Annotated in this window: 16 protein-coding genes and 4 pseudogenes; 9 read left to right on the top strand and 11 right to left on the bottom strand. The window is 68.3% G+C overall.

The genetic code is table 11. The features are described 5' to 3' along the window. Window positions 1-99: 99 nt before the first annotated feature. From P1N55_RS04140 to P1N55_RS04170, 8 genes and pseudogenes are all read right to left on the bottom strand, one after another. The gene (locus P1N55_RS04140) at window positions 100-414 is read right to left on the bottom strand and encodes a ferredoxin family protein (RefSeq protein ID WP_276277717.1); all 315 of its coding nucleotides are present in this window, start codon (window positions 412-414) and stop codon (window positions 100-102) included. A gap of 1 nt (window position 415) precedes the next feature. After that, window positions 416-853, bottom strand: a complete 438-nt coding sequence (locus P1N55_RS04145) for a hypothetical protein (RefSeq protein ID WP_276277718.1) — start codon at window positions 851-853, stop codon at window positions 416-418. Between the two features lie 81 nt (window positions 854-934). Beyond that, window positions 935-1135 (bottom strand): annotated as a pseudogene (locus P1N55_RS19610) (FAD-dependent oxidoreductase); the annotation flags it as partial. Further along, window positions 1122-1772 (bottom strand): annotated as a pseudogene (locus P1N55_RS04150) (FAD-dependent oxidoreductase); the annotation flags it as partial. The pseudogenes P1N55_RS19610 and P1N55_RS04150, both read right to left, overlap by 14 nt. Continuing rightward, window positions 1765-2790, bottom strand: coding sequence for an electron transfer flavoprotein subunit alpha/FixB family protein (locus P1N55_RS04155; protein WP_276277720.1), 1026 nt, complete (start codon window positions 2788-2790; stop codon window positions 1765-1767). The gene P1N55_RS04155 and the pseudogene P1N55_RS04150, both read right to left, overlap by 8 nt. After that, window positions 2787-3578, bottom strand: coding sequence for an electron transfer flavoprotein subunit beta/FixA family protein (locus P1N55_RS04160; protein WP_276277721.1), 792 nt, complete (start codon window positions 3576-3578; stop codon window positions 2787-2789). The genes P1N55_RS04155 and P1N55_RS04160 overlap by 4 nt, the downstream gene beginning before the upstream one ends. 244 nt (window positions 3579-3822) lie before the next feature. Next, entirely contained in the window at window positions 3823-4665 is an 843-nt protein-coding gene (locus P1N55_RS04165; RefSeq protein WP_276277722.1) for a BKACE family enzyme, read from the bottom strand. Continuing rightward, the gene (locus tag P1N55_RS04170) at window positions 4662-4850 is read right to left on the bottom strand and encodes a hypothetical protein (protein WP_276277723.1); all 189 of its coding nucleotides are present in this window, start codon (window positions 4848-4850) and stop codon (window positions 4662-4664) included. Before P1N55_RS04170 ends, P1N55_RS04165 begins: the two co-directional genes overlap by 4 nt. Before the next feature lie 122 nt (window positions 4851-4972). On the opposite strand from P1N55_RS04170, the pseudogene P1N55_RS04180 reads away from it, so the two are divergent. The 3 genes and pseudogenes from P1N55_RS04180 (at window position 4973) to P1N55_RS04190 (ending at window position 8658) form a co-directional block, all read left to right on the top strand. Next, window positions 4973-5930: pseudogene (locus P1N55_RS04180) on the top strand (ring-cleaving dioxygenase). A 25-nt stretch (window positions 5931-5955) separates the two neighbouring features. Next, a complete protein-coding gene (locus tag P1N55_RS04185) occupies window positions 5956-7173 on the top strand; it encodes an iron-containing alcohol dehydrogenase family protein (RefSeq protein ID WP_276277726.1) in 1218 nt (405 codons plus the stop codon). A 75-nt stretch (window positions 7174-7248) separates the two neighbouring features. Continuing rightward, the gene (locus P1N55_RS04190; protein ID WP_276277727.1) at window positions 7249-8658 is read left to right on the top strand and encodes a dihydrolipoyl dehydrogenase; all 1410 of its coding nucleotides are present in this window, start codon (window positions 7249-7251) and stop codon (window positions 8656-8658) included. A gap of 168 nt (window positions 8659-8826) precedes the next feature. On the opposite strand, the gene P1N55_RS04195 is transcribed toward P1N55_RS04190, so the two are convergent. Both P1N55_RS04195 and P1N55_RS04200 read right to left on the bottom strand, forming a co-directional pair. After that, the gene (locus P1N55_RS04195) at window positions 8827-10245 is read right to left on the bottom strand and encodes an FAD-dependent oxidoreductase (RefSeq protein WP_276277728.1); all 1419 of its coding nucleotides are present in this window, start codon (window positions 10243-10245) and stop codon (window positions 8827-8829) included. Window positions 10246-10327: 82 nt separating this feature from the next. After that, window positions 10328-10486 (bottom strand): hypothetical protein, encoded by a 159-nt coding sequence (locus P1N55_RS04200; RefSeq protein WP_276277729.1) that lies wholly within the window; start codon window positions 10484-10486, stop codon window positions 10328-10330. A 102-nt stretch (window positions 10487-10588) separates the two neighbouring features. Here P1N55_RS04200 and P1N55_RS04205 point away from each other — a divergent pair. After that, window positions 10589-10961, top strand: a pseudogene (locus tag P1N55_RS04205) (winged helix-turn-helix transcriptional regulator). Window positions 10962-10982: 21 nt separating this feature from the next. Here P1N55_RS04205 and P1N55_RS04210 read toward each other — a convergent pair. Then, window positions 10983-11162: a hypothetical protein gene (locus P1N55_RS04210; protein ID WP_276277730.1), complete on the bottom strand. Its 180-nt coding sequence runs from the start codon at window positions 11160-11162 to the stop codon at window positions 10983-10985. A 206-nt stretch (window positions 11163-11368) separates the two neighbouring features. Between P1N55_RS04210 and P1N55_RS04215 the strand changes: the two genes are divergently transcribed. The 5 genes from P1N55_RS04215 to P1N55_RS04235 all read left to right on the top strand — a co-directional run bounded on the left by P1N55_RS04215 (window position 11369) and on the right by P1N55_RS04235 (window position 14540). Next, on the top strand, window positions 11369-12232 hold the full coding sequence (locus P1N55_RS04215) for an SDR family oxidoreductase (RefSeq protein ID WP_276277731.1): 864 nt from the start codon (window positions 11369-11371) through the stop codon (window positions 12230-12232). Then, entirely contained in the window at window positions 12225-13208 is a 984-nt protein-coding gene (locus P1N55_RS04220; RefSeq protein WP_276277732.1) for a patatin-like phospholipase family protein, read from the top strand. The genes P1N55_RS04215 and P1N55_RS04220 overlap by 8 nt, the downstream gene beginning before the upstream one ends. Before the next feature lie 176 nt (window positions 13209-13384). Further along, window positions 13385-13795: a CoA-binding protein gene (locus tag P1N55_RS04225; protein ID WP_276277733.1), complete on the top strand. Its 411-nt coding sequence runs from the start codon at window positions 13385-13387 to the stop codon at window positions 13793-13795. A 96-nt stretch (window positions 13796-13891) separates the two neighbouring features. Beyond that, a complete protein-coding gene (locus P1N55_RS04230) occupies window positions 13892-14173 on the top strand; it encodes a BolA/IbaG family iron-sulfur metabolism protein (protein WP_276277734.1) in 282 nt (93 codons plus the stop codon). A gap of 28 nt (window positions 14174-14201) precedes the next feature. Further along, window positions 14202-14540 carry a glutaredoxin family protein gene (locus P1N55_RS04235; protein ID WP_276277735.1) on the top strand — a complete coding sequence of 113 codons (339 nt, stop codon included), beginning with the start codon at window positions 14202-14204 and terminating at the stop codon, window positions 14538-14540. Window positions 14541-14962 lie beyond the last annotated feature (422 nt).

A 14962-nucleotide genomic window follows, 5' to 3' on the forward strand; every position in this document is an offset into this window, starting at 1 on the left:
ACCACCTGATTTTAAATCCTTTGTGCCTCTCGGCGTCCGTATCTGTGACTGCGAGCGCGACCAGAGCAGTCCAGGCCCTGTCGAGCGTGCCGCCAGCTGTCACCCGTTCTTGTAGGTCACGCCGGCGCCGGTCTCCGGGTAGGACCAGTCGACGTTGCCGTGCGGACAGGCGAACCGGCAGCTGCCACACTCCAGGCAGTTCTCGTAGGCGATCTGGGGCACGCCGTCGTCGTCCTCCCGCCAGACGTTCGCCGGACACACCGACGTACACTCGTAGGTGACACACTTCTCGGCACAGAGGCCGGGGATCTTCACGTCCAGGTGAGACTCGCCTGGGTCCTCGTACTTGACCGTGTACAGTCGGTCTTCGAGCGAGTCGTTCTCTATCGTCGGGGTCGTGGGTTGTGCGCTCATGTCAGATCAGGTTCCGGTATCGGAAGGCCAGTTTCGCCGCACCGGTGTACCCGCCGACGGCCTCGAGCAGCCGCTGGCGGGCCGCGGACGCGTGCTCTTCTTTCGGTGCTCTGTCCATCTGGAAGTACTCGCTGCCGGCGTCGGCCACCGCCCGCGGGAGCTCCTCGAAGAGGAACTCGCGGTCGGACTGGACCGTCTCCATCAGCCAGTCGTATCGCTCCAGGTTCCGGACGACGAAGGAGTCGGTGAGGTCCTCGCGGTACTGGGTCAGCGCCGCGTCGTCGCGCCTGGCGCCCGACGCCGCCTCGGCGACGGCCTTCCCGGCGTGGAAGCCGCTCTCGACGGCCATGTTCGTCCCCTCGAGGTGGACGCCGTTGTTGAGGACGAGGCCGGCGGCGTCGCCCACGATGACTGCGCCGTCGTGGACGAGTTCGGGCATCGACTCCACGCCGCCCTCGGGGATCGTCTTCGCCGTGTACTCGACGGTCCGGGCGTCACGGAGCAGCGGTGCGACCTTCGGGTGGGTCTTGAAGGCGTTGAGCGTGCCCTCGGGGTCCGGCTGGGTGGTCGCGGCGTCGGAGAGCCGGTAGGCCAGGCCGACGCTGACGGTGTCCTCGTTCGTGTAGATGAACCCGCCACCGAAGGCCTCGCCGACCGCGCCCTCGCCGAAGTAGTGGTAGGACGCGCCGGCCTCGCCGGTCAGGCGGAACCGCTCCTCGATGGCGTTCTCGTGGTGGGAACTCCAGGACTTCCTTGACGCCGACGGCGACGTTCTCGCGGGACTCCCGTCTCCGGAGGTCTGCCCCCTCGCTGACCAGGGAGTTGCCGCCCTCCGCGAGGACGACGTAGGGCGCGCGGATCGTCCCGTCGGGCCGGTCGGTCTCGATGCCGACGATGCGGCCGTCCTCCTTTACCAGCCCCGTGACGGTCGTCTCGGTGAGCAAGGTCGCCCCCGCGTCGACCGCCTGGTCGGCGAACCACTCGTCGAACTCCCCGCGCAGCACGGTGTAGGAATCGTTGTGCGGCGGTTCGTGCCACCCGCCCGGGCTGATGGAGACCGCCGTCTCGTCCCGGTCGGTCAACATTCCAAAGCGGCGCTCGGCGATGTACCGCTCCAGGGGCGCCTCGTCGATGTCGACCAGCTCGCGTATCGTCGGCGTGTAGAGCACGCCGCCGAAGACGTTCTTCGCGCCGGGATACCGGCCGCGTTCGACGAGCAACACGTCGAGATCGCGGTCGGCCATCGTGACGGCCGCGGCGCTCCCGGCGAGCCCCGCACCGACGACGATGACGTCGAACGCGTCGTCGTACCGCGGCGTCGCAGTCTCGCGGTCCGTTCGGTCGAGTGTCTCAGTCATTGGTCACCTCCACGAGTCCCTCGGCATCGATGCGTTCCGCGAGGTCGGGGCACACTTCGAAGAGGTCCCCGACGATGCCGTAGTCCGCGTGCTCGAAGATCGGCGCGTTCGGATCGTTGTTGATAGCGACGACCACGCCGCTGTCGTTCAGGCCCTCGACGTGCTGGACCGCCCCGGAGATGCCGACCGCGACGTACAGGTCCGGCCGGACGGTCTTGCCGGTCTGGCCAACCTGGCGAGCGCCCTCGATCCAGCCCTCGTCGACAGCCTTTCGGCTGGCCGCGAGGTCCGCGTCGAGCGCATCGGCGAGTCGTCGGGCCGGTTCGAGGTCGCCGTCACACCCGCCGCCGACGGCGACGATGCGGTCGGCTTCCGTGATATCCGCGGTGTCGCCGACCTCGCGTTCGCGGACCGCCGACATCGTGTCCGCCTCGTCGACGACCACGTCGACGCGCTCTATCTCGCCCTCGCGGTCGGGGTCGGGGTCGCTGGCCTCGAAGACGCCGGGGCGGATGGTCGCCATCTGTGGCCGGTGGTCCTTGCAGAGAATCGTCGCGAGGACGTTGCCGCCGAACGCCGGCCGTCGGGCCTGCAACAGGCCGTCCTCGTCGACGTCGATCTCCGTGCAGTCCGCGGTCAGTCCGGCGTGGGCGGGGACGGCGACCCGACCGGCGAAGTCCCGCCCGGTGTGCGTGCCGCCGATGAGGACGATGGCGGGTTTGCGCTTCTCGACGAGCGCGCGGAACTGTTCGCCGTACGGGTCGGCCCGGTAGGGCTCGAAGACCGGGTCGTCGGCGACGAGCGCGCGGTCGGCGCCGCGCTCGATGGCCGCCTCGGCGACGTCGTCACAGCCCTCGCCGACGACCAGCGCGACCAGGTCCTCGCCCAGTTGCTCGGTCAGGATCGACGCCTCGTTGAGCAGTTCCCAGGAGACGTTCATCACGTCGCCGTCGTGGGACTCGACGAACACCCAGACGTCGCTGTACTCGTCGACGTCGACCGTGCCGTCGTCGCTCATGCCAGCACCTCCGTTTCCCGCAGGGACGCGAGCAAGTCGTCGACGTCGTCGGCGACCTCGCGTTCACGCTCGACGGGTTCGACCGTCTCCATCCCGCCGACCTCCGTGGGCGAGGCGTCCATGCCGACCTCGTTCTCGTCGAGGCCGAGGTCGTCCGCCGACAGTTCGAGCGGTTCGAACTCGTTTTCCGCGTAGAGCTTGCGGTGGAGGCCGGCCGCCCGTGGCTCGTTTTCCCCGTAGGCGACGGCCACGACCACCGGGAGGTCGGCCGCCACGACCTCGTGGCCGCCCTCGACGTCGCGGATGGCGACGAGTGTGTCGTCCTCGAGCTCTGGTTCCAGCGCCTCGACGTAGGTCAGCTGGGCCCAGCCGAGATGGGCCGCGATGCCCGGCGGTACCTGCCCGGTCGAGGAGTCGGTCGTCTCCTCCCCACAGACGACGACGTCCGCGTCCAGCGCCTCGGCGGCGGCCGCGAGCGTCAGACTGGTCGGCCAGGTGTCGCTCCCGGCGAACTTTCGGTCACTGATGAGGGCGGCGTCGTCACACCCCAGCGCGACGGCCGTCTCGAGGACGTCGGTGGCCGTCGGCGGTCCCATCGTCATCGCCAGCACCTCGCCGCCGGTCTCGTCCCGGAGCGCCAGCGCCGCCTCGAGCGCGTTGCGGTCCGGCCGGTTCATCACTGCCGGTGCGCTCGCTCGGTCCAGGTGGCCGGTATCCGGGTCGATACCGACCTCGTCGTCGTCGGGGACCTGCTTCACACCGACGACAATCGTGGGATCGGTTGTCATAGATTCATTCTCAGACTGTTTCTCACTGCCGATTTGTCGCCCTGTGCGTCACGTGAAAGTTCTCGACCCCCTCTGGTAAGCAATTACGCGCACTCCTGAGAGCCAGGAACAGACGGTAAATTTATATAGGTCCGCGGATGGAAACTCCCGACAGTCCTGTGGAGGGCCCCGAGTCGACCGGACCGGTGTCGAAGTGGAGCGGAAGCAGGGCGAACCAGTCCGCACGCTGCTCCGGCGTGTGGACCTACAGCCCCAGTATCGTCCGCGTCTCGGCCGGCGTGGCGACCGGTCGGCCAAGTTCCTCGGCGACCCGGACGACCCGCTCGACGAGCTGGGCGTTACTGGCGGCGAGTTCGCCGCGGCGATAGTAGACGTTGTCCTCGAGGCCAACCCTGACGTGGCCGCCAAAGAGGATGCCCATGGTCGCGAAGGGCAACTGGTGGCGGCCGAACCCGAGAGTGTTGAACAGTGCGCCCTCGGGGAGGCCGTCGATGGCCGTGAGGAAGTTCCGGGGCGTCGGCGGCGTCAGCGTCCCGGGCCCGAAGATGAGCGTCGTATAGACCGGTGCGTCGAGGTCCCGGCGCTCCAGCAGCCCCGCGACCTCGTTGCGGTGACCGTCGTTGAACACCTCGAGCTCGGGCTTGATGCCCCGGTCGACCATCTCTGCGTGCAGCGAGTCGACCAGGGCCCGCGTGTTCTCGCTCGTCAGGTGGTCGTAGCGGTTGAGCGGGCCCATGTCGAGCGACGCCATCTCCGGCGGCGGGTCGGTCCGGAGCGGTCGGTGGCGCTCGTCGTCGGGGACCGCGGTCCCGCCGGTCGAGTGCTGGATGACGACGTCGTCGGTGTGGTCGCGGACGGCGTCGTCTATCGCCTGGAAGCGCTCGGTGGCGAAACTCCGCTCCCCGTTGGGGCGCCGGGCGTGGAGGTGGACGACGGAGGCCCCGGCCGCCTCGACCTCGCCCGCGGCCCGGCCGATCTCCGCGGGCGTCTCGGGCAGGTTCGGGGTGGCCTCCTTGCCGTGGACGCCGCCGGTGAGCGCGGCCGTGACGATCACCGGGTCGCCCGCGAGAAAGCGGTCGTAACTCACGGTGCTGGCTCCTCGTGGGCCAGGAATATCTCGCAGTGACGACTGTGGTCGAGGTCGTAGCGGTCGTTGCAGACGTCCGCACGCATCGGCTGGACGAACCGAGAGGCCGCGGTGCAGTAGGCGCGCCCGGTGTCGAACCGCATCTCGCCATCGGCGTCCCGGTACTCCAGAAACGGACAGGTCATGGTATCGATAGGGGCCGGTCCAGATTAACAGTTCACGTGCAGTGGTGCCGCCCGGTCTTTGACAGCTGCTGCCGACGTGTCCGATAGCGAACTCTTTCCCCGCTGACCGCCAAGGGAGGGGTATGACACCCACCACGCCAGGCCTCCACCACGTCACTGCCATCGCGGGCGACCCACAGCGCAACGCGGACTTCTACGTCGGCGTCCTCGGCCTGCGATTCGTGAAAAAAAACCGTCAACCACGACGACACCGGGACCTACCACTTCTACTTCGGTGACGGCGAGGGCACGCCCGGGACGAACATCACGTTCTTCCCGTGGGGCGAGGACGCCCATGGGGGCACCTTCGGAGCGGGACAGACCCAGCGGACGGCGTATCTCGTGACCTGGGATTCGCTCGACTACTGGACGGACCGACTGGCGGCACACGACGTCGCGGTGACCCGCACGGAGCGGTTCGACGAGACGGTGCTCCAGTTCGAGGACCCGGACGGCACCGGCCTGGAGCTGGTCGCCGCCGACGCACCCGCCGACGCGGTCCCCTGGGTTGACGGCCCCGTCCCCGAGGCCCACCAGCTCCGCGGGTTCTACGGCGTGACCCTCGCCGTCGACGAGTTCGAGCCGACCGCGGACATTCTGACCCACGTCCTGGGGTACGAACACGAGGCGACCGAGGACGGCCGCCGCCGCTACCGGAGCGCCACGGGTGGCCCCGGGTCGGTCGTCGACCTGGTCGAGACGGACCTGCCCCGCGGGCGGATGGGCGTGGGGTCCGTCCACCACGTCGCGTTCGAGGCGGTCGACGAGGCGGCCCAGCGGGCCTTCCGCGAGGCGTACAAACAGCAGGGGATGAAGCCGAGCGAGATAATCGACCGCACGTACTTCAGGGCGCTCTACGCCCGCGAACCCGGCGGCGTCCTCTTCGAACTGTCCACGCCGGACCCCGGCTTCACCGTCGACGAGGACCTGGAGGAGCTGGGGACGTCGCTCGCCCTCCCGGCGTGGCTGGAGACGGACCGGGACGTCATCGAACGCCAGTTGCTCCCGTTCGACGGGCCCACGGTGCCGACCGAGGAGTGAAGCCCCAGGGGTGAGAGCCCAGCGCATGGAGGAGACAGTCGACGCGTACTCGGGCCCGTTCCGCTTCGAGTACGACCCGGCGGTGCTGCGCTACGGAGCGAACTGCGTCACGGACCTCGGTGACGAGCTCGCCACGCGGGGCCTCGAGCGCGCGCTCGTGGTCTGTGGCTCGACTGTGGGCGAGACAGCGGCGGTAATCGACCCGGTCCGCGAGGGCCTGGGCGACCGACTGGCCGGCGTGTTCGCGGAGACGACGCCGGCCAAGCGCCTCGGGACGGCCTACGACGCGCTCGAACGCTTCGAGGCAACAGACGCCGACGCGGTCGTGAGCCTCGGCGGCGGAAGCAGCCTGGACGTCGCGAAAGTTCTCAGCGTCCTGGCCGCGACGGACGAGGCCCCCGAGACCGTCGGCGCGGCGTTCGAGGAGACGGGAACGCTGTCGATCCCCGAAGAAGGACTGCCACCCGTCGTGGCCGTCCCGACCACGCTCGCCGGGGCGGACCTCTCCATCGGCGCGGGCGTGACCGCCGACCCGACGAGCTGTCCTGTGGAGCGTCCGGTGAGTGGCGGTATCTCCCACCGTTCGCTGATGCCCGCGGCCGTGTGCTACGACCCCGAACTGCTGGCGACGACGCCCCAGCCGATTCTGGCCGCCTCGGCGATGAACGGGTTCGACAAGGGCATCGAGACGCTGTACGCCGGGACGGCGACGCCAGTGACCGACGCGACGGCGATGCGCGGGCTCGAGCTGTTCGTGGCGGGATTGGAGGCCCTCGGCGAGGGCGAGACGGACCTCGGGGTCTACGCCGGCCTCACGAAGGGGATCATGCTCCTCCAGTACGGCATCGCCAGGCCGGACGCGACGACGCTCTCGCTCGTCCACGCCTTCGGCCACGGCCTCACCCGGACCTACGACGTCCAGCAGGGGGCTGCCCACGCCGTCGTCGCTCCGCGTGTCCTCGAGTACGTCTTCGCACACGTGGACGGCCGCCGCGCGCTGCTGGCCGAGGCACTGGGCGTCGGTGACGCCACAGACCCCGCGGCGGCGGTCGTCGAGCGAGTCGAGACACTCGTCGACGCCCTCGAGTTGCCGACGCGACTCCGCGACGTCGACGGTCCGGAACCGGCCGAGTTCGGGACCGTCGCCGAGGCGGTCCTCGACGACGCGTTCGTGGCCAACCGACCACCGGGACTGGAACCGACACGAGAAGACGTCGAGGGGATTCTCGAGGCGGCGTGGTAGGCGGGCGGGAGGCGGCCGTGGTCAGTCGACGGACAGGGGGCGCAGGTATTTGTTCCCAGAGTGTCACTATTGGGCATGGACGAGTTCGACCTCATCGTCGTCGGTTCCGGCGCAGGACTGAGCGTCGCGTCGGCGGCCGTCTCCCGGGGAATGAACGTCGCCGTCGTCGAGGACGGCCCGCTCGGCGGGACCTGTCTCAACCGCGGGTGCATCCCCTCCAAGATGCTCATCCACCGGGCCGACGTGATGGACACCATCCGGCGAGCCGACGAGTTCGGCATCGAGGCCACCGTCGCGTCGGTGGACTTCGCCGGGGCCGTCCGGGAGGTCACCGAGGACGTCACCGACGACGCGGACCGCATCGAGCGCGGCCTCGAGCAGTCCGACCAGCACACCCTCTATCACACCGAGGGCCGGTTCGTCGACGAACGGACCCTCGAGGTCGACGGTGAGCGCATCCGCGGGGAGCACGTCGTCATCGCCGCCGGGGCGCGCCCGAAGATCCCCGCCATCGACGGCATCGACGAGGTCGACTACATCACGAGCGCGGAGGCGCTCCGCCTGGAGACCCGTCCCGACCGGCTCCTGGTGGTCGGCGGCGGCTACATCGGTGCCGAGCTGGGCTACTACTTCGGCGCCTTCGGGACGGACGTGACCGTCGTCGGCCGCCACGAGTTCCTCCTTCCCGACGAGGACGAGGAGGTCCAGCGCGCGTTCACCGACGCGTTCGGCAGGCGCCACGACGTGCGGGTCGGCCACGAGGTGACGGCGGTCGAACACCGCGGCGACGAGTTCGTGGCCTCGGTCACCGGTCCGGACGGTGGCGTCGAGGAGGTGACGACGGACGAACTCCTGGTGGCCGCCGGGTTGGTTCCGAACACGGACCGACTGGCCGTCGAGAACGGGGGCGTCGAGACGGACGCCGAGGGCTACGTCGAGGTCGACGAGTACCTGCGAACCTCGGCGGAGAACGTCTGGGCGCTGGGCGATATCCTCGGCGTCCACCAGTTCCGCCACGCCGCGAACCACGAGGCCAGCACCGTCGCCCGGAACCTCCTCGTCGACGACCACCTGGAACCGGTCGACTACACGGTGATGCCCCACGCGGTCTTCGCGAACCCGGAGGTCGCCGGCGTGGGCGAGACCGAACAGTCGCTCCGGGCGGCCGGACGCGACTACGGTGTCCGGACCTACGACTACGCCGATACCGCGATGGGCGGCGCACTCAAGGAGACCGACGGCTTCGTGAAGGTGCTGATCGACCCCGACGACCGCACGATTCTGGGCTGTCACGTCATGGGCCCCGAGGCCTCGACGCTCATCCACGAGGTGGTGCCGGTGATGCACAGCGGCGGGACCGTCGAGACGATAACCGGCGCCGTCCACGTCCACCCGGCGCTGAGTGAGGTCGTCGACCGCGCGTTCGCCGGCCGGTTCCGGCGGCCGATGGCCGACGAGGGACACCACGGCCACGCCCACGAGTGACCGTCCGACCGCACCCTTCGTCCGGGTGCCCGGGTTAGCCCACGTCCAGAACCGCCATAATCGGGGCCTGCGGCGCCGTCGTCGACTGGGGTCTGGCCCTCCTCCCATCATTCGTCGGCACGCGGGCGGGAACCCAGACGGGAACCATCGACGGACCCCGTCGTGGCGTCACTCCAGCTGGCCGCGCAACACCTTCGCCGCGACGAGAATCGGGTCCCAGACCGGGCTGAAGGGCGGGGCGTAGGCGAGGTCCATCCGTTCGAGGTCGGCGACGGTGGCGTCGCCGTCCAGTGCCGCCGCGAGCGTGTCGATGCGGATAGCCGCCCGGTCGCGGCCCGCGATGGCCCCGCCGAGCACCCGGCCGCTCTCGCGGTCCGCCGTCAAGGTCACCGTCGTCTCGTCGCCCCCGGGGTAATAGCCCGACCGCGACCCCGCCGTGATGGTCTTCGATACCGGGTCGAAGCCCGCGTCACGGACTGTCGCGTGGTCCAGCAGGCCGATGCGCCCACACTCCAGGTCGAACGCCTTGACGACGGCCGTCCCGGAGACGGTACCGACCGGTTCCGGGCCCCCGGCGACCGTCTGTCCGATAGCACGGCCGGCCCGGTTGGCCGTCAGTCCCAGGGGAACCCAGGCCGGGTCGCCCGTCACGGTGTGGTGCATCTCCGCGCAGTCGCCCGCGGCGTAGACGTCCTCGACGGAGGTGCGGCCGTACTCGTCGACTGCCACCGCACCGGAGTCGCCGAGTTCCACGCCGGTCCCCTCGAGCAGTCGGGTGTTTGGCTCGATGCCGATGCCGACGAGTGCCATGTCGACGTCGACGCGCCCGTCGGCGTGGATGACGCTGGCGATCTCGTCCTCGCCATCCAGTCGTTCGACCTCGGTGGCCAGGTGGAGCGTGACGCCATGCTCGCGGAGGTGGTCGGCGACGCGCTCGCCGACGGCCTCGCCGAACGGGGGGAGGAGTCGGCCGGACCGCTGGAACACGTGGACGTCCAGGTCGTGTTCGCTGAAGGCTTCGGCCATCTCGACGCCGACGTAGCCGCCGCCGACGACGGCGACGGTCTCCGGCGGCTCGCGGGCCGTGTACCGCTCGACGAGCGCGGTGTCGCCGGCGTCGACGGACGTGTCGACGGCCGACTCGCCCGGTTCGGAGAGCGCCGCCCGGACCGCCGCGGCGGAGTCCAGGCCGTGCATCGTGAACACCCCTTCGAGCGCGCTCCCTTCGATGGGGGCTGTCAGCGCGTGGGCGCCGGTGGCGACCAGCAGGTCGCTGTAGGGCTGGACCAGCTCCTCGCCGTGGTGGTGGACGGTGACGGCCCCCTCGTCGGTGTCGACCGAGACGACTTCGTGGTTCCGCCGGACGTCGATACCGCGCTCCGTGGCGTCGGCCGGTGACAGCGAGAGCAGGTCCGTAATGTGCTCGACGGTGCCTTTCACGTAGTAGGGCGTCCCACAGTGGGCGTAGGAGATCCACTCCCCTTTCTCGAAGACGACGACGTCGCGCTCCGGGCGTTCGCGAGCGAACTTGCTGGCGGCACTGAGGCCGGCGGCGTCACCGCCGACGACCACGAACGGGTCGGTCATATCCGGATACTGGACTGCGGGCCACTAATATCTGCGTTACCCCGAGGTAGACCGGTCCCGTCGCGACGCCGTGAGACGCGGGTCACGCGGCCCTGCCGAGGTCTGTCGCGGGCCAGTCGAGGACCACGCGACCGTCGACGCCGTACGTCTCGACCGCAACCCGGCCGACTCCATGCATCTCACCCGCGGAGACCGCCGTGACCGGTACCCCGTCCGGCGCACGGAACGAATCGAGGGCCATGTGCGACCGACGCGCTCCCGGTCCGAGAAGCCACGGTAACACACCGTTACTCGCTTACGCGCAGTAACTTTAAACGGATGCCAGACGAATAGCGTGACAGACATGAGCGACTCACCCGAGCGACTCGAAGTGTGGTGTGCCGGCGAGGACTGGTGTCCGATCACGACGACGGCGACGCTCATCGGCAAGAAGTGGCACCCGGTCATCATCCACCGCCTGCTCGATTCGGGCCCGTCCGGGTTCAACGAGCTCAAAGACGACGTCGACGGCATCTCCTCGAAGGTCCTCTCGGACAGCCTCGAGGACCTCCAGGACAAGACGCTGGTCGACCGGAAGGTCATCAGCGAACAGCCCTTCCGAGTCCAGTACTCGCTGACGGAGCGGGGCCGGTCCCTGGAGGACGTCATCACCTCGATGGCCCAGTGGGCAAGAGCACCTCACGGAACCAACCGACCCCGACGGCGGCATCAGGTAATCGGCGGGGACCAGGCCCGTTTCAGCACCAGTCGTCCAGGTTCACGACGATGGCCGTCTGTATCCACGCGTCCTCACACTCCGTGTCGTAGATGATGGCCTCGTCGTTGCCGGTGGTGACGAGTCTGTACCGGTCGTAGCGCTCGCTGTCGGGGCCGGTCGTGGGGAGTCGGTCGTCGGTGTCGCGAGTTCTGGAAGACATTGGGGGTGGCGGCAGTTTGGTTACTCTACATCACCTAGTACCACTCGGTAACCCTTAACACCTGCGTATGCTGGTAGTTACCGGGTTACCGGCCCGAAACCCGCCGACTCCCACGCCCACCCGCGGGGGAGCGGGCAGGAGGCGTTATCCGCACGTGAGCTGCAATTAACTGAGAGGCGGCCGTTCTGTATCCCGAGTGATAATACATGCCCGATTCCGAGTTCGACCTGCGCGCACCGGACCTGACGAGCGAGGACCTGTTCGTCGTCGACGACCCGTACTTCTCGGGGGACGACGTGGCTATCGTGACGGGAGCCGCGTCAGGTATCGGGCGGGCGACAGCCGTCGCGCTGGCCGCCAACGGGCTCACCGTCGTCGGCGCCGACATCGACGCCGATGGACTCGAGGAGACGGGCGACGTCGCCGCCGAGTGTGACGCTTCCGGCACCGTCCACGGCGTCGAGACGGACCTGACCGACGACGGCGACGTCGCGGCCGTCGTCGAGGCCGCCGCCGAGGAGGGCGACCTCCGGTTCGTCGCGAACATCGCCGGGATGCAACACATCGCCGGCATCGACGAGTTCCCGATGGAGAAGTATGACCTGCTGACCGACATCATGCTGCGGGCCCCGTTCAAGATGTCCCAGGAGGCGATGCCACACATCCGGGCGACCGACGACGGCGTCGGTGCCATCGCGAACATGTCCTCGGTCCACGGCCACTACGCCACCAGGGACAAACCCGCCTACATCACGGCCAAGCACGGTATCCACGGGCTCACGAAGGCCATCGCCGCCGAGGGCGGGGGGACGCTGCGGGGCTTCTCTGTCAGCGTCGGCTACGTGCTGACGCCGCTGATGGTGAACCAGATCGAGGACACCGCCCGGGAGCGGGGCATCTCGGAACGCGAGGTCGTCGAGGACGTCATGCTCGGCCAGGCACGGACCAAGGAACTGATGACGCCGGCCGAGGTGGCGAACCTCTTCGTCTTCGGGTTCTCCCGGCACGCGAAGCACCTCAACGGCGCCGACCTGCTCTTCGACGGCGGCTACACCACCACGTATGAGTGACGCCGAACGCGAGGGCGGCCCGACGCGCGTCGCCATCGCCTGTCAGGGCGGCGGGAGCCACACGGCGTTCACCGCCGGAGTCCTGCGGACGCTCCTGCGGGAGTGGGACGAGGACCACGAACTCGTCGGCATCAGCGGCACCTCCGGGGGCGCGTTCAACGCGCTGGCGGTGTGGTACGGTCTCGTGACCGGAGACGAAGCCGACGCGCGCGACCTGCTGGACGCGCTGTGGGAGGACCTGGCGGCCTCCACCCCCCAGGACCGCTGGACGAACGAGGTCCTGACGGGAACCTCGCGGCTGGAGAGTGCCGGCTACCCGATTCCGTCGGTGAGTCCCTACCAGGTTCCGGGGCCCGAAGTCGCCAAACGACGAATCAGAGCGGTGCTCGAACGCCACATCGACTTCGACGCCATCCCCGAGCTCTGCGAGTCGCGCGTCCCGAAGCTGGTCGTCGGCACCGTCGACATCAACGCCGGCGTCTTCGAGACGTTCACCGACGGCGACGTGGACGTCGACGCGGTGCTGGCGTCGGCGGCGGTGCCGAACCTGTTCCGGGCCGTCGAGGTCCACGGCCACCTGCACTGGGACGGCCTGTTCTCCCAGAATCCGCCGGTCAGCGACCTGTTCCACGTCGCCCCGGCGCGGAAACCCGAGGAGCTGTGGGTCATCCAGATAAACGAGCAGACATTCGAGGGCGAACCGCGGACGACGGACGTCATCGCAGACCGCCGGAACGAGCTGTCGGGGAACCTCTCGCTCAACCAGGAGCTGCGCTTCATCGAGCGCGTCAACGACTGGATCGAAGAGGGGACCCTGCCGGCAGACGAGTTCACGCACACGGACGTCAGCCGGATTCAGAAGGGGCGACGCTACGGCTGTGCGACGAAACTGGACCGCGACCCCGACTTCCTGGCGGAACTGCAGGCGCTGGGCGAGCAGCGAGCGGAGGAGTTCCTCGCGAGTCGCGAGGACTAGGGCTCGCCGTAGGTGTGGAAGTCGACGGCCTGTTCGAGGAGTTCGTCGGGGATGCTCGAATAGTCCCAGCCATAGCAGTGCCCGGCGATGCCCGCCATCTCACCCCTTCCGCGGCCTGTGTGCCGGGCGGACGCATCCCCAGGGCGCTTATCCGCTCGGCTCGCGTACGTGACAGTATGCCAGTCACGGATACGGACGAACTGCGCGAGATTCTGGGACGCGAGCGCGTCGCCGTCGTCGGGTGTTCGACGACGCCCGGCAAGGACGCCCACGAGATACCGAAGTACCTCCTCGAGAAGGGCTACGACGTGATACCGGTCAACCCCTTCGCCGACGAGATATTCGGCCGGACGGCCTACGACTCGCTCGCGGACGTCCCCGGCGAGATAGACATCGTGGACGTGTTCCGGCCCAGCGAGGAGGTGAGCGACATCGTCGACGCGGCGCTCGAACGGGACGAGGACGCGGTCATCTGGTTGCAGCTGGGCATCCACGACGACGACGCGGTGGAACGCGCCGAGGCGGCCGGCCGCCAGGTGGTCCAAGACCGCTGCATGAAGCCGACCCACCAGCAGCTGATGGCGTAAGGCACACGGACCTGGGGCGACCGGGTAGACAGGTCCAGCACCACGGCGCCAGTCGGTGGGCCAAGGGTTTTGCCCGCTCCCGCCCTCCGGGTCAGTATGAACTCGGACGAAGTCGCCGCCCTCATCGAACAGCACATCGCCGACGCGCGCGTCACCGTCACGACGCCGCGGGACCCGGACGACGACAAGCACTACGCCATCTCGGTCGTCTCCCCGGAGTTCGCAGACAAGACACTGGTGGAACAACACCAGCTGGTCCACGACGCGCTGGGCGAGCACCTGACCCGCGACATCCACGCCATCGAACTGACGACGGCCGCCCCGAGGGAGCCTCGAACTGAGCCGGCGACGCCACGCGGGCCCCACCAGCGCCACTGATTTACCCCTGGTCGCACTACGGGAGAGCATGTCGTTCGAACCCGAAACGCTCACCGAGGAGGAGGTCACGGAGATAGTCGACGAGACCATCGCGAAAAACGAGGTGGCCCTGTTCATGAAGGGCACAGAACTGATGCCCCAGTGTGGCTACTCGCGGAAGGCCCTGGGCCTCATCACGCAGTACCGCGAGGACGTCGAGACGGTCGACGTCCTGCAGGCGACAGACGCCTTCCGGGCCGCGCTCTCGGAGTACAGCAACCGCGAGACGATTCCCCAGACGTTCGTCGACGGGGAGTTCGTCGGCGGGAGCGACATCCTAGAGCAGCTCGACGAACGCGGCGAACTGGAGTCGACCCTGCAGCCCTGAAGAGCGTTGCAGACACTCCACTCAGGGTTTGTATTTCCAGACGGTTGAAGCGAAACACCACACTAGTTCTTCGAAACGGCTGTCGGAAGGTACAGTTACCCATACCCGGCGATTCGAGACTCGTTTGAGATCATACGTACAGTCGGAAGGACGGTCAACCAACGACTGGATATGACCGGCAGATCGACAGTCCTGATGGTCTAGAATATTTAATTAAATACCCAATTTATCTAATTACACAAAGATGGGAATAATTATTTAGTTTCATCAGAAAACGCTTGCTATGGACCTCAGCCGACGGCGATTCTGTCTGAAAACTGTCGGGACGGCGACTGGCTTGGCCTGCGCTTCCGCTGGCCGAGCAGTTGCCCAAGAGGAAATACAAGTGAGTGGGACAGTGCGCTCCGAGGCCGGAGCAGATC

This window comes from Haloarcula regularis, assembly GCF_029338315.1.
In the GTDB taxonomy this organism is placed as follows: Archaea; Halobacteriota; Halobacteria; order Halobacteriales; family Haloarculaceae; genus Haloarcula; species Haloarcula regularis.

Excerpts from the sequence above, each read along its gene's own strand:
- P1N55_RS04225 (WP_276277733.1), top strand. The coding sequence starts at position 13,385 with ATGCCAGTCACGGATACGGACGAACTGCGCGAGATTCTGGGACGCGAG.
- P1N55_RS04185 (WP_276277726.1), top strand. The coding sequence starts at position 5,956 with ATGGAGGAGACAGTCGACGCGTACTCGGGCCCGTTCCGCTTCGAGTAC.
- P1N55_RS04160 (WP_276277721.1), bottom strand. The coding sequence starts at position 3,578 with ATGACAACCGATCCCACGATTGTCGTCGGTGTGAAGCAGGTCCCCGAC.
- P1N55_RS04235 (WP_276277735.1), top strand. The coding sequence starts at position 14,202 with ATGTCGTTCGAACCCGAAACGCTCACCGAGGAGGAGGTCACGGAGATA.
- P1N55_RS04140 (WP_276277717.1), bottom strand. The coding sequence starts at position 414 with ATGAGCGCACAACCCACGACCCCGACGATAGAGAACGACTCGCTCGAA.
- P1N55_RS04215 (WP_276277731.1), top strand. The coding sequence starts at position 11,369 with ATGCCCGATTCCGAGTTCGACCTGCGCGCACCGGACCTGACGAGCGAG.
- P1N55_RS04145 (WP_276277718.1), bottom strand. The coding sequence starts at position 853 with ATGCCCGAACTCGTCCACGACGGCGCAGTCATCGTGGGCGACGCCGCC.
- P1N55_RS04190 (WP_276277727.1), top strand. The coding sequence starts at position 7,249 with ATGGACGAGTTCGACCTCATCGTCGTCGGTTCCGGCGCAGGACTGAGC.
- P1N55_RS04230 (WP_276277734.1), top strand. The coding sequence starts at position 13,892 with ATGAACTCGGACGAAGTCGCCGCCCTCATCGAACAGCACATCGCCGAC.
- P1N55_RS04195 (WP_276277728.1), bottom strand. The coding sequence starts at position 10,245 with ATGACCGACCCGTTCGTGGTCGTCGGCGGTGACGCCGCCGGCCTCAGT.
- P1N55_RS04200 (WP_276277729.1), bottom strand. The coding sequence starts at position 10,486 with ATGGCCCTCGATTCGTTCCGTGCGCCGGACGGGGTACCGGTCACGGCG.
- P1N55_RS04210 (WP_276277730.1), bottom strand. The coding sequence starts at position 11,162 with ATGTCTTCCAGAACTCGCGACACCGACGACCGACTCCCCACGACCGGC.
- P1N55_RS04220 (WP_276277732.1), top strand. The coding sequence starts at position 12,225 with ATGAGTGACGCCGAACGCGAGGGCGGCCCGACGCGCGTCGCCATCGCC.
- P1N55_RS04155 (WP_276277720.1), bottom strand. The coding sequence starts at position 2,790 with ATGAGCGACGACGGCACGGTCGACGTCGACGAGTACAGCGACGTCTGG.
- P1N55_RS04170 (WP_276277723.1), bottom strand. The coding sequence starts at position 4,850 with ATGACCTGTCCGTTTCTGGAGTACCGGGACGCCGATGGCGAGATGCGG.